At 67.8% G+C, this 13314-nt stretch carries 10 protein-coding genes; 1 reads left to right on the forward strand and 9 read right to left on the reverse strand.

Annotation, left to right across the window (positions count from 1 at the left end):
* Positions 1-48: 48 nt before the first annotated feature.
* From AC6EUH_RS06460 to AC6EUH_RS06495, 8 genes are all read right to left on the reverse strand, one after another.
* Entirely contained in the window at positions 49-639 is a 591-nt protein-coding gene (locus tag AC6EUH_RS06460) for a hypothetical protein (RefSeq protein WP_499738138.1), read from the reverse strand.
* Between the two features lie 870 nt (positions 640-1509).
* Positions 1510-2580 (reverse strand): Gfo/Idh/MocA family protein, encoded by a 1071-nt coding sequence (locus tag AC6EUH_RS06465; protein ID WP_499738139.1) that lies wholly within the window; start codon positions 2578-2580, stop codon positions 1510-1512.
* 150 nt (positions 2581-2730) lie between these two features.
* A complete protein-coding gene (locus tag AC6EUH_RS06470; RefSeq protein ID WP_056432941.1) occupies positions 2731-3438 on the reverse strand; it encodes an ABC transporter ATP-binding protein in 708 nt (235 codons plus the stop codon).
* 2 nt (positions 3439-3440) lie between these two features.
* A complete protein-coding gene (locus AC6EUH_RS06475; RefSeq protein ID WP_499738140.1) occupies positions 3441-4865 on the reverse strand; it encodes an ABC transporter permease in 1425 nt (474 codons plus the stop codon).
* A gap of 191 nt (positions 4866-5056) precedes the next feature.
* Positions 5057-6157, reverse strand: coding sequence for a substrate-binding domain-containing protein (locus tag AC6EUH_RS06480; protein ID WP_499738141.1), 1101 nt, complete (start codon positions 6155-6157; stop codon positions 5057-5059).
* Between the two features lie 62 nt (positions 6158-6219).
* Entirely contained in the window at positions 6220-7488 is a 1269-nt protein-coding gene (gene mmsB, locus AC6EUH_RS06485; protein ID WP_499738142.1) for a multiple monosaccharide ABC transporter permease, read from the reverse strand.
* 53 nt (positions 7489-7541) lie between these two features.
* Positions 7542-9098, reverse strand: coding sequence for a multiple monosaccharide ABC transporter ATP-binding protein (mmsA, locus tag AC6EUH_RS06490; RefSeq protein WP_056432954.1), 1557 nt, complete (start codon positions 9096-9098; stop codon positions 7542-7544).
* A 130-nt stretch (positions 9099-9228) separates the two neighbouring features.
* Entirely contained in the window at positions 9229-10419 is a 1191-nt protein-coding gene (locus AC6EUH_RS06495; RefSeq protein ID WP_056432957.1) for an ROK family transcriptional regulator, read from the reverse strand.
* Positions 10420-10737: 318 nt separating this feature from the next.
* On the opposite strand from AC6EUH_RS06495, the gene AC6EUH_RS06500 reads away from it, so the two are divergent.
* On the forward strand, positions 10738-11529 hold the full coding sequence (locus AC6EUH_RS06500) for a nitrilase-related carbon-nitrogen hydrolase (RefSeq protein ID WP_499738208.1): 792 nt from the start codon (positions 10738-10740) through the stop codon (positions 11527-11529).
* Here AC6EUH_RS06500 and AC6EUH_RS06505 read toward each other — a convergent pair.
* Complete coding sequence (locus AC6EUH_RS06505; RefSeq protein WP_499738143.1) at positions 11508-13280, reverse strand: PucR family transcriptional regulator; 1773 nt, start codon at positions 13278-13280, stop codon at positions 11508-11510. The two genes, AC6EUH_RS06500 and AC6EUH_RS06505, sit on opposite strands and share 22 nt — an antisense overlap.
* Between the last annotated feature and the right edge of the window lie 34 nt (positions 13281-13314).

Here is a 13314-nt window from a genome sequence, read left to right on the forward strand (position 1 = left end):
CAACGGCAGCCCGAATGGCCGTGCTCTGTGGAAGGCAGAGACGGCTAACTAGTCAGGGGAGGAACCGGGGTCAGCAGCGTCGGCGGAATGGACGTGCTGAAGCGGGCCGCGGATTGGTTCCGCGCCGGCGGTGGGAATGACCAGGTACTGGTTGGGAAGCCAGGCGGCTCCACATCCGGGGCCGCCGGACGAGACCGTATTTCCGGTTCCGGAGCCGGGAGCCGCGGGCAGGGCGTTGGGGGCGGGCAGACCTGTCCCGTTGGGCATGGGGCCAGGGCGGTGCTTACCGCTAGGGGCCGGCGGCGCAGGTTCTCCCGGTGCCTTTTCCTGCGGGTGCGTGCTGCCGGGCTGCTGGACCTTCCCCGTCAGGCTGATCTCTCCTGCCAGCACCGGGAGGTACAGGACCCTTCCAAGGAACTCGTTGCCCGACGCCCACCTGGCGTGCTGCAGGTCCCTCAAAGCCTGGCCGCCGACCTGGCAGCCGGCGGGGATTCCGGATGCACGTGCATCCGCGGACGCCGGAGAGACCACCGTTGCCGGTGCGACCACGGACGCCGTCGAGACCACGGACGCCGTCGAGACCACGGGTGCCGGTGCGACCACGGGTGCCGGTGCGACCACCGGTGCCGGTGCGACCACGGGGCCCGGGGCAGGGGGAGACGTTTCGGGGAGAACGACGTCCTGGAGATCCGGCCCAGGACCGGTTGGATCAACGGGCGGTGCCGGACTTGTCGCTGGCGGCACTGACGGCACCTGGCCCGCCCCCACCGGATCGGCGGGCACCGAATCCGGGACCGGGGCCGGGGTTGTGCCTGGAGGCGTGGGGTCCGGGGCCGGGGCGGTCACGGGAGGGGATGGATCGGCAGCCGGCGGTGCGGGATCGGGCGCCGGAGTGGTCACGGGTGGAGCTGGATCGGGTGCAGGAGCGGGCGGAGCGGGCTCCAGCACAGGTTCAGGAACGGGAGGAGCGGGAGGGGCCGGCGGTGCGGGAGGAACAGCAGGGGCCCGAGGGTCGGGCGCCAGAACGGGCGCGGGGACAGCAGGCTCGGGCGGAGGCGCCGGAGATGGGGGGTCTGGAGTTGAGGGGGTTGGGGCTGGTTCACCGTCGGGGGTCGGAACCGGAACAGCTGCCCAGGTGGTTTCCGCGGCCGTGGGCACGGCAGCGACAATGACGTGGGCTACCGTCAAAACCGTTGGAACCGGGTTCGCTGTCGCCGGCGCTGCTCCCGCGGGGACCGTCATGACTGTGGCGGCCGCCGTCGGAGGGGGAGAAGCAGCCTCGTCAGCGCTGGCCGCCGTCGCTGCGAGCGTCAGCCAGGCGATCCCGGCGACACCGCCCAGAATCACCCGCCGGAAGGTTCGGCGCGCGCGTAGCGGGACAGCTGCTGGGTCCAAGTGCACACCCCATTCCCCGAACGCTCGATGGTTCCCTATAGGGTAAGTCCGCGCGCGGTGGAGAGTCCAGAGTGCATCACAAACTCGGCTGGCCCCAATCGCCGAAAACGGCCGTCACCGGGCGTCGTTGGGATAAATCACACCCAGCTGCGCGCGCACCCCGTCGAACAACCGCATGGTGTTGAGGGAATCCTCAAGCGGCATCACGGGGCTCTCGGTGAGACCTTGCTGGATGCAACGGGTCACCTCGCGCAGTTCGTAGCTGTAGCCCCGCCCGACGACGTCGAAGAATTCGCTGCGCGGCTCTTCGAAGCCCACCCGGACCAGAAGCTCCTTGGGGTTGTTGATCGAACCGAGGGACTGCAGGAAGCCATGGCTGCCGGCCACCGTTGCGGTGCGGGGGCCGTGCGCCAAAAGGGAGGAGGTCAGCTGCGCCTGGGCGCCGTGGTGGTAACCGAGCGTGAGCGCGTTCTGGGCGTCCACGCCGTCGTCGTTCAGCCAGCCGGTGGCACTGACCGTCTGCGGGAAGCCGAGCGTGCCCAGGGCCCAGAGCAGCGGGTAAACGGTGAGGTCCAGCAGCGCGCCGCCTCCGTCCTTGGGTGCCCAGAGGCGCGAGGCGGGCGAATACGGCGCCGGGAAGCCCAGGTCCGCCCCCACCCACTTGACCTCCCCGATCTCGCCGGAGGCGGCGATCTCGAAGGCCCGTTGCATGCTGGGCAGGAAGCGGCTCCACATGGCCTCCATCAGGAACAGGCCCTTGTTGCGCGCCAGCGACACGAGCTCCGAGGCCTCCCGGGCGTTGACAGTGAGCGCCTTCTCGCAGAGGACGTGCTTACCCGCGGTCAGGGCCGCCAGCGCGATCTCATGGTGGTGGGCGTGCGGCGTCGCGACGTAGACGACGTCGACGGCGTCGTTGGCAAGCAGCCGTTCATAACCGGTCTGCCCGTTCTGATCCCCGTACGCACGCGCGAAGCCGAAATCGGAGGCGAAGGCATCCGCTGCCGCCTGCGTGCGCGAACTGACGGCGTAGAGTTCGGCATCCGCAAGGAGTTCCAGGTCGCGGGTCACGGACGCCGCGATGCCTCCCGTGGCGATGACACCCCAGCGCAACCTGGCGCCTGTTGCAGTCCGGGGATCGGTGTCCGGCTGACTGAACAACCAGGGCTTGGCGATGAGGGCGGTCATGGTGCCATCTTCTCACCCGGGGCAGGGAGCGTCGGGGAGGGGGCCGCGGAAGCTGAGGGAGCGTCGGGGAGGGAGCCGCGGAAGCTGAGGGAGCGTCGGGGAGGGGAGCGCACCCGGCTTCCGCGGCGGCCCTGCCGGGCGGCCGGCAGGTCAGGCCGGGGAGCCTGCCGCGGCCCGGTTGCGCGCGCCCTCCTCCGTCAGCCGGCCCTGCTGGAGCCGGAACCTCCGGTCGGTCTTGTTCGCCAGGGAGCGGTCGTGGGTCACCACGAGGATGGTCGTGTTGTGGTCCCGGCTCAGCGAACTGAGGAGCTCGATGATGTGCTCCCCGGTCTGTTCGTCGAGGTTGCCCGTGGGTTCGTCCGCCAGGATCAGTTGGGGGGAGTTGGCCAGCGCGCGGGCGATCGCCACGCGTTGCTGCTCGCCGCCGGAGAGCCGGTTGATACGGCGGACATGCTTGTCCGGATCGAGCTGCACCTGCTCCAGCAGTTCCCGGGCACGCCCCAGGCGGACGGCCTTCCGGATCCCCGCAAACTCCATGGGCAGCATGACGTTGTCCACCGCGGACAGGTTGGGAATCAGGTTGAACTGCTGGAACACGAAGCCGATGTCCCGCCGCCGGTACTCGGTGAGCTTGCTGTCGGGCATGCCGGCCAGGCTCACGCCGTTGACCAGCACATCCCCGCTGGTCGGCTTATCGAGGGCGCCGAGGAGGGACAACAGGGTGCTCTTGCCGCTGCCGCTCTTGCCCACGATGGAGGCCAGCGTGCCCTGCTCGAGCTCGAAGCTGACATCATTGACCGGCTTAATGGTGCGGTCGCCGGACTTGAACGTGCGGACCAGGTTCTTGACTTCAATCATGGCTACTCTCCCCGGAGGACTTCGATGGGACGGATGCGGGCGGTCAGGAGGGCCGGAACCAGCGCCCCGATGATGGCGACACCAAACACCGCGGCAATACCGGCGGCGATCACACCGGGCGAGGCGCTCGCGGTGACGGACGTCAGCAGCTGGCTGGCCCCGCCAAGGGGTCCTTCGCCGGGCGCGCCGGGGAATCCGCCGGGCGTGCCGCCGGGGATGCCGCGCTGGCCGGGCACGGTGGTGGTGGCGGTGTTGGAGCTGATCAGTGCGGAGGCGATGCCGCCGCTGGCGAAGGACGCGACGGCGGCACCCACCGCACTGCCCAGGGCCACGAGGACCAGCGCCTCCAGGACGAACTGCAGCCCGATGGTGCGGTTCCGGGCACCGATTGCCTTCAGCACGCCGATTTCCCGGCGGCGCTCGCGGACCAGCATGACCATGATCAGCAAAATGATCAGGCCCGCGGTGGCGAGGGCCGCCACGAAGGCGATGAAGGAGATGTTCTTGACGCTGCCGAGCGAGCTGACCGCGCTTTCAAGGTTGCGCTGGCCCTGGCTGACGTCGGCCGCATCGGAGCCCAGCGCCTCCTGCAGGGCCGTCTTGGCGGCCTCGACGTTTTCCATCGAATTCACGGTGACGATCATCGTGGAAAGTTCCCCGGGGAGTTCCGCGAGTGTCTGGGCCGCAGGGAGTGTCAGGTACAGGGCGTTGTTGCCGAACGCGGTGCCGGCGTCGAACAGGCCCGCCACGGTGAAGCTCTGGTCGTTGATGGTGAACGTCGAGCCGACGGCAAGGCCGTTCTTCTCGGCCAGGGTGGTACCGAGCAGGGCACCGGTGGAGGCGGCCGTGTAGTCGCCCAGCCCCGTGCCCTCCGTCAGTTCCAGTGCCTTGCCGGTGGTGTCTACCTCGGCGCCGATGCCGGTGGCTGTGATGGGCACCGAGAACGCCGGCGCCGTCCCCGACGTCCCGGACGTCCCGGTGGAGGCCTGGTTGCGGGCGCCGAGCGTTCCGGCGTCGACGGCGGCGGTGAGACTCGTAGTCAGCGTGGTGGCGGCCTGCCCGCCCGGTCCACCCTGTCCGCCAAGACCTCCCGGACCTCCGGTCTGGGCGGCGGCCGCATCGGCGTTGCGGAGCCGCAGCGCCTTGGTGCCGACCACCGTGCTCACGTTCGGCACGGAGGCCGCCGTCGTGGCCTGTTCCGCGGTCAGCGGCTCGCCGCCGCCTTCGAAGCCCTGGCCGCCCGCAGGATTGACGGTGAGGACGGTGCCCACCGAGGCATTCAGTTCCGCGACCTTCCCCGCGACGGCCTGGTTGGCCACCAGCATGGCCAGTGCGAGGCCGATGGCAACCGCCAGAACGGCCACCACGGCAGCTGTTCGGACCTTGTTTCTGAAGGCGTTGCCTACACTCCGGGCAAGGACGCTCACGTGACTCCTAGGGATCTTGGGTCGGCCGGAATAGCCGGCGGTAGACACCACACTGGTACGGGCTGCTGTGCGGACCGCTTTCCGGAGCTATGGATCCGCTGTGAAGGTCTGCCCCGGAGTGAGGGCAGCAAAAAGCCCCGGCCCGCCAGGAGGCGGAGCCGGGGCTCCTTGAGGTGCTGTCTACACAGGAACTACTGCGTCAGCGGTCCAAGGACCGGATCGTTGACGTAGGCCGTCTTGACGTTTTCCTGCGTCACGATGACCGGTTCCAGCAGGTACGCGGGAACAATCTTGACCTTGTTGTCGTAGGACTTGTCATCGTTGATCTCCGGCGTCTTGCCGGCCTGGAGGTCCTTGACCATGGTGATGGCATGCTCCACGAGCTTGCTGGTGTCCTTGTTGATGGTGGAGTACTGCTCACCGGCCATGATGGACTTCACGGACTCAACCTCGGAGTCCTGGCCTGTGACAACCGGAATCGGCTTGCCGGCGGCCTTGACGGACGTGATGATGGCGCGGGCCAGGGTGTCGTTCGGGGACAGCACACCGTCAAGGGTGGCGCTCGCGTAGGTTCCGGCGAGCAGGGTGTCCATGCGCTTCTGGGCGTTCTCTGCCTTCCAGCCCTGGGTAACGGCCTGCTCGAAGGAGGTCTGGCCGGAGAGCACCTTCAGGGTGCCGTCGTCCATCTTCGGCTTCAGGACGCTCATGGCGCCGTCGAAGAAGACCTTCGCATTGGCGTCATCAGGCGAGCCTGCGAAGAGCTCGATGTTGTAGGGGCCTTCCGGCTTCTTGGCCTTCATGCCCTCCAGCAGGGCCTGGCCCTGGAGTTCGCCGACCTTGAAGTTGTCGTAGGCCACGTAGTAGTCCACGTTCGGGGTGTTCAGCAGCAGCCGGTCATACGCGATGATCGTGGCGCCGGATTCCTTGGCCTGCTGGAGCTGGGTGCCCAGCTGCGCACCGTCGATGGCGCCAACGATGATGACCTTGGCGCCCTTGGTGATCATGGCGCTGATCTGGTTCTGCTGTTCCGAAACGCCGCCGTTGGCGAACTGCACATCCGGCTTGAAGCCGGCTTCCTTGAGTCCGTCATTGAAGAGCGTCTCTGCCAGCACCCAGTTTTCGCTGGTCTTCTGGGGGAGCGCGACGCCGATCAGGGAGTCCTTCGGGAAGGCCTCGCCGCCGGTGGTGGAACCGCCGGTCGCCCCGCTGTCGGAGCGGCCGCAGGCTGTCAGCGCCAGTGCCGCAATAGCAGCGATTGCTGCTGCCTTTCCTGCTTTACCAATCATTCGCATTGCTTGGTTCACTTTCTTTAGATGGTGTGCGGAGAATCGTGATGGAGCGGATCAGGGGCGGACTAGGCGCCGCGGGAGATGACCTCTTTGGTGGAGGTTGTCTCGTCGGCCTTCATCTCGCTGCTGCGGCCGAAGTTCTTGAACATCAGGCCGATGATGGATTTCTTGCCCTGGGTCTTGTTGTAGACATCGAACGCGACGGCGATCAGGAGCACCAGACCCTTGATGATCTGGGTGAGGTCGGCGCCGACGCCGAGGAGCTGTAGGCCGTTGTTCAGCACGGCCATCACCAGGCCACCGACAATCGAGCCGATCACGGTGCCGACGCCGCCGGTCACCGCTGCGCCGCCGATGAAGACGGCCGCGATGGCATCCAGTTCCCAGCCGACGCCGTCGAACGGGCCCGACGCGGTGGAGCGGCCGACGAAGATCATGCCGGCGAGGCCGGCCAGGATGGACATGTTCATCATCACCAGGAAGTTGACCTTCTTGGACTGGACGCCGGAGAGCTCGGCGGCGTGGCGGTTGCCGCCGACGGCGTAGATGTGGCGGCCGATGACGGTCTTGGAGGAGATGAAGCCGTAGACGATGACCAGGACGGCGAGGATCAGCCCGGGGATCGGGAAGGACGTGCCCGGCCGGCCGGTGGCGAAGAGGTAGGTGGCGTACAGGATGGCGCCGCAGATCAGGACCAGCTTGACGACGCTGACCCAGGCTTCGGGTACCTCGGCGCCGAGGGCCTTGGCGTTGCGGCGGGAGCGGATCTCGCTGAAGACCACGAAGGCGACGGCGGCCAGGCCCAGGAGCAGGGTGAGGTTGTTGTAGCCGGTGCTGGGTCCGATTTCGGGAAGGTAGCCGGAGCCGATGTACTGGTAATCCCCGGGAACCGGGATGGTGTTCGACTTGCCGACGAACTGGTTGGCGCCGCGGAAAATGAGCATGCCGGACAGCGTGACAATGAACGCCGGGATGCCGACGTAGGCCGTCCAGAAGCCTTGCCAGGCGCCGATCAGGACGCCCAGGAGCAGCCCCATGAGGACACCCAGGTACCACGGGATGCCCCAGTCCCTGATGAACAGGGCCACACAGACGCCCACGAACGCCGCAACCGAACCGACGGACAGGTCGATGTGCCCTGCGATGATCACCAGCACCATACCGATGGCGAGGATCAGGATGTAGGAGTTGCCGTTGAAGAGGTTGATGACGTTGCCCGGGGTGAGCGTGCGGCCATCTGTTGCAATCTGGAAGAAGATGATCAGGGCCACCAGGGCGAAGATCATGCCGAATTGGCGGGTGTTGCCGCCAAAGAGCTTCTTGAGCGCGTTCATTGTTTCAGTCCTTGTTTCCGGAGGGTTCGGAGTGTTCTGGATGGCCCAGCGGGTCAGGCGGTCTTGCGGGCGGAGGTCATGAGCTTCATGAGGTTTTCCTGACTTGCTTCGTCCTTGTTGAGCACGCCGGTGATGGCGCCTTCGAAGATGGTGTAGATGCGGTCCGAGAGGCCCAGCAGCTCGGGCAGCTCCGAGGAAATCACAATGACGCCCTTCCCCTGGTTGGCCAGCTGCTGGATGATGCCGTAGATCTCGTACTTGGCGCCGACATCGATCCCGCGGGTGGGCTCGTCGAGGATCAGCAGCTCAGGATCGGTGAACATCCATTTCGCCAGCACCACCTTCTGTTGGTTGCCTCCGGAGAGTTTTGCCACGCCTTCCTCCACCGAGGGCGCCTTGGTCCGCAGCGATTTGCGGTACTGCTCGGCCACGGTGAAGACCTTGTTGGCGTCGATGACGTTGTGCTTGCTGACCTTGCGCAGGTTGGCGGAGACCGTGGTGGCTTTGATGTCGTCCAGCAGGTTCAGCCCGAGCATCTTGCGGTCCTCGGTGACGTAGCCCAGGCCGGCGTCGATGGCCTGGCGGACGCTCTTGAGCTCCACCTCCTTGCCGTCCAGGTACACCTGCCCGGAGAGGAACCGGCCGTAGGACCGGCCGAAGACGGAGCGGGCCAGTTCGGTACGGCCCGCGCCCATCAGCCCGGCGAAGCCGACGATCTCGCCGCGGCGGACGAAGAAGTTGGAGTTCTTGCAGACCATGCGGTCCTGGACCTGCGGGTGGCCCACGTTCCAGTTCTTGACTTCGAAGAAGACCTCGCCGATCTTCGGCTCGTGGTCCGGGAACCGGGATTCCAGCGTCCGGCCCACCATGCCCTTGATGATGCGGTCCTCGTCGACGCCGTCGGCCTTGACGTTCAGCGTCTCGATCGATTTGCCGTCACGGATGATGGTGATGGAGTCCGCGATCTGCTCGATCTCGTTCAGCTTGTGGGAAATGATGATGGACGTGATGCCGCGGCCTTTCAGGCCGAGCATGAGGTCCAGCAGGTGCTGGGAGTCGGATTCGTTCAGTGCCGCCGTGGGCTCGTCGAGGATGAGCAGCTTCACCGACTTGTTCAGGGCCTTAGCGATTTCTACAAGCTGTTGCTTGCCGACGCCGATCTCCTTGATCGGGGTTTCCGGGTCCTCCCGGAGCCCCACCCGGGCCAGCAGTTCGGTGGAGCGGATCCGGGCCTCGGCCCAGTCGATCACGCCGCGCTTGGTGGGCTCGTTGCCCAGGAAGATGTTCTCCATGATGGACAGCTCGGGGATCAGCGCGAGTTCCTGGTGGATGATCACGATGCCGGCGTGTTCGCTGGCCCGGATGTCCTTGAATTCCTGGACTTCGCTCTGGTAAACGATGTCCCCGGTGTAGCTGCCGAAGGGGTAGACCCCGGAAAGCACCTTCATCAGGGTGGACTTGCCGGCGCCGTTCTCACCGCAAATCGCGTGGATCTCACCGGCCTTCACCCGCAGGTTCACCTCGGCCAATGCTTTAACGCCGGGGAACTCTTTGGTGATGGAGCGCATCTCGAGGATTACCGGATCGCTGTGCGTGTTGAGGGACGTCATCTGCCCTTACGCCTCCAATGCATGACTTCGTTGTCCGCCCCTGCAAACCGCAGGGCCGTCTGATGAGAAAGTAAACTGGATCACAGGCGTTGTCGTCAAGTCTTTAACGCAACGGCCCGGTAACGAAAACTTAGTTCCGCCGGATTCCGGCGTGCTGGAAGACCAGTGCGGTGGCCCCGAGGGCCTCGGCGCGGTCACCCAGCGAGGACATGGTGAGCGTTGTCGTTTCGCCGATCACGGGCACCGCGTGCCGGACCAGGCCGCGCCGGATCGGATCCAGCAGCAGTTCGCCGAGCCCTGCCAGCGGCCCGCCGACCACAATCACTTCGGGGTTGATCAGGTTGGCCACATTGCCCAGCGCGCGGCCGACGGCGAGCCCGGCGTCGTCGACGACGCGCAGGGTCGCGGAGTCCCGCGCGATGGCCTTGCGGACGATGTCCTCGGGGGTGATCGGTTTGTCCTCGCCGCGGCTCAGGAGCTCGATCATGGTGGTGGTCGACGCGATGGTTTCCAGACAGCCGCGGTTGCCGCAGCGGCAGACCAGCCCGTGCTCGTGGATCGTCGCGTGGCCGATTTCGCCGGTGATGCCCACGTTGCCGTAGTAGGGCATGCCGTTCAGGATCAGCCCCGCGCCGATGCCGGAGCCGATCTTGAGGAACATCAGGTTGCTGATGCCGGTATGCGGCCCCCAGGTGACCTCGGAGAGGGCGCCCAAGTTGGCGTCGTTGTCCACGAAAACCGGGAGATTCAGGGCGTCCTCGAGGCGCTGCAGGATGTTGATGCCCACCCATTCGGGCAGGATGGCGCCCTGCGCCACCGTGCCCGTCCGGCGGTCGATGGGGCCGGGGATGCCGACGCCGGCCCCGACGACGGCGCTGCGTTCCACGCCGCTGTTGGCCAGGAGCCGGTCAAGGAGTCCGACGGCGGCCACGATGCCCTCCTCGGCGTGGTGGCCCAGGGGGAGCAGGATCGATTCCTCGGCGATCACGTGATAGCTCAGCGAAGCCAGCACGACGCGCAGGTGCCGGCGGCCGAAGTCGATGCCGACGGCCACGGCGCCGTTGCTGTTGAGCCGGACGTTCAGGGCCCGCCGCCCGGAGCTGGTGATCGGTTCGGTGGAGGCCAGCCCGGCGTCCTGCATGATCTTCACGATGTTCGAGACCGTGGCCGTGGAGAGGCCGGTCTGCCGCGCGAGTTCCGCCTGTGTGGAGGGACCGGCGAGAAGGCATTCGATGATCCGCTGTTGGTTCAGATGCCGGAGTGCGGATTGAGATCCGGGGTTCTTGGTTCGGCTCCTCGTTGAGCGCGTTGGTGAGGGCATGCAATGAAGATTGCCCCATCCGCCTCTTGTAGTCAAGAAGTTAACGCATGGCGGGTCGGGGGAGTCCGCCGGTGGGCCTCTGAGGGCCGGTGCGCGGGCTGGTGCCGCGCCTGCCCGGGCGCCTGCCGTGCGCCTGCCGGGCGCCTGCCGTGCGCCTGCCGGGCGCCTGCCGTGCACCTGCCGGGCCCGGCGGGGCATTTCACCCTGCTTCCCGGGCGGCCGGGCGGAAATGCACCGGGACGGCGATGCCGGCGGGTGGCTACGCTTGGGGAGCGAGAGTCCGCCGCCAAGGGCGGACCCCGGGATCCTGAGGTGGTAATGGTGCTGCTGGCCCTGATGCAGGCGAATGCCGCCGTACTGGATGTTGACGCCAATTGCGCCGCGGTGGAGGCCGCCGCCGGCAAGGCTGCGGCGGCCGGCGCCCAGCTGCTCCTCACCCCGGAGCTCTTCCCGGTGGGGTATGCGCCCCTCCGGCTGCGGGCGGAGTTCGACCCGGCGGCGCTGCCTTCCCTCCGGCGCGCCCTGGCAGACGTGGCCCGCCAGAACGGCATTGCGCTGGTCTACAGCCTCCCCGCCGTCACCGCCGCGGGGGACTGGCAGATCACGGCCACCCTCGTCGATAAGGACGGCGACGAGCTTCTCAGCTATGCCAAGGTCCATCTCTTCGGGCCGGAGGAGCGCCAGGCCTTTGCCCCCGCAGGCGCCAGCCCCGGCGTCGTGGACTTCCACGGACTCAGGACCTCACTGGTGATCTGCTACGACGTGGAGTTCCCCGAGACCGTCCGCGCCGCCGCGGTGCGCGGGGCCGAACTCTTGCTGGTGCCGACCGCCCTCGCGAAAGGATTCGACGCCGTGCCGCAGGTGCTGATCAGGGCGCGGGCGCTGGAGAACCATCTGGCGGTGGCCTATGCCAACCACTGCGGGACGGAGGAGGGCTGCGACTTCCTGGGCGGCAGCGTCATCGCAGCCCCGGACGGCGGTCTCCTGGCCTCGGCCGGCACCGGAGCCGAACTGCTGTTCGCCGAGCTGCCGGAACCGGGCGCGACCGGGCCCGAGGTCGCATACCTGGATGATCTCCGGCCGGAGATCTACCGTTCCTGGGGCGGCTGACCGGCGCCGGACTCCGGGGCCTCCGGCGCCGCCCGCATCCCGGGCAGTTCGTCCGTGTACTGCAGGGCAATCCAGAGCTCGGCCCGGGCCTGCGCGTGATTGAAATCCAGGTCCAGCAATTCCGCGAGAGTGCCGATCTGCCGGCGGATGCTGTTGCGGTGCAGGCCGGTGGCTTTGGCCGTGGCATCCCAGCTGCCGTTCGCGCCGAGCCAGGCACGGAGGATGCCGAGCAGGGCGTCCCGCCGTTCCGGTGCCAGCGCCAGCACGGGCGCCAGCAGCCGGGCGGCCAGCATGGCGCCGGCCTCCTTGCCGAGCAGCCCGGCCACGGACCACGTCACGTCATCAACCCGCACGCTGCGTCCGGTGGTCCCGACGCGGCCGCGAAGGGACCAGGCCCGCTGGTAGGCCTCCGCCAGACCGGAGAGCTCGGTGGCGCTCCCGACCACCAAGCGCCAGCCGAGCCGTTCCGCGGCGGCCAGCAGGGCGTCGTCGACCTTCAGCCGGGTGATGGTGGCAAAGCCGAAGTCGGTGATCTCCACCAGCTTGGTATCAAACTTCCGGCGCCACTCCAGCAGCTCCCGCACGGGACTCTCGCCGGAGCGGCCGGCGCGGCCCGGTGCGGCGGCGGCGCCTGCCGGGACAGCGGTGGCTGCGGCGGCTGCCGGGGCGTCCGGCGCCCCTGCAGCCTGCGGGCGGATGCCCAGCACCACGCGCAGCTGGCCGGACCGGGTGGAGGAGACGCTCTGCGCCAGCAGGTCCTTGAGTCCGTTGAGTTGGCGGGTGCCTCCGGACGCCACACTGTCCGGATGCAGCAGCAGCGCGGTGGCCAGCTGGCTGGGGGCCAGTGAGCCGCTGGTGCGCTGGCGCACCAGCAGTTCCAGCAGCCCGACGGCGGTGGAGACGACGCTGTTCTGGGCGGGGGTCAGCGGGGCGTCGGTGCCCAGGACCAGGGCGCCCAGGTTGGCGTCCCGGGTGCTGCGCAGGGGATACCCGAAGACCAGCGCCGAACCTGCCGTGCCAAACGAGTCCAGCTCCACCCGCGGGCCGCTGCCGGACAGCAGCCTTGCCAGCAGGGGCGCCAGCGCTGCCGCATCCGCGCCGGGCGTGGCGGGGGCTCCGGCTGCGCCGGCGGTTCCGCGGGCGCGCACCCGTCCGTCCGCGCCCACCAGGACTGCCCAGACCGGAACCCGCTGTACGAGGGCGGCCAGGAGCTCGTGCTCCGGCCGCGCCGACAACACTGCACGCATTAGCTGCCGGTTCGTGTCCGCGAGCTGCCGGAACGTCGCGGCGTTGTCCGATTCCAGCAACTGGGAGAACTCCAGGCCGACGGCGGCGAAGGGAACGGTTTTCGGGACGGCCACGAGGGTCAGGTTGTGGCGCCGGCAGGCCTGCACCACAGAATCGGGTACCGCGTCGAAGTACGGTTCCAGGCCGAAGCCCAGGGCGGAGACGCGCGCACCGACCAGCCTCCGCACGTAGGCGTCCACAAATTCTTCGGCGCCGCCCCCGCCCAGAAACGGCAGGCCGGCGGTGAGCAGGAACTCGCCGTCGAGCAGGTATGGGGTGGGATCCTCCAGCTCGCTCGGCTCCACCCAGCGCAGCCGTTCCGCCCCGTTGCCGCCGTCGTGCAGAACCGACAGGTCCGGCGGCAGCTGGCGCAGGAACTGTGCCAGGGTGACGAAACCCAGCCGCTCGGCGTCGTCAGCAGCCACGGTCGCCACGGGCGCCCGGGGCCGGGAGTTGCGGTGCATTAAGTCTCATGACTGAAGACTACAGGTCATTTTG

The organism is Arthrobacter sp. 001422645 (assembly GCF_059816125.1).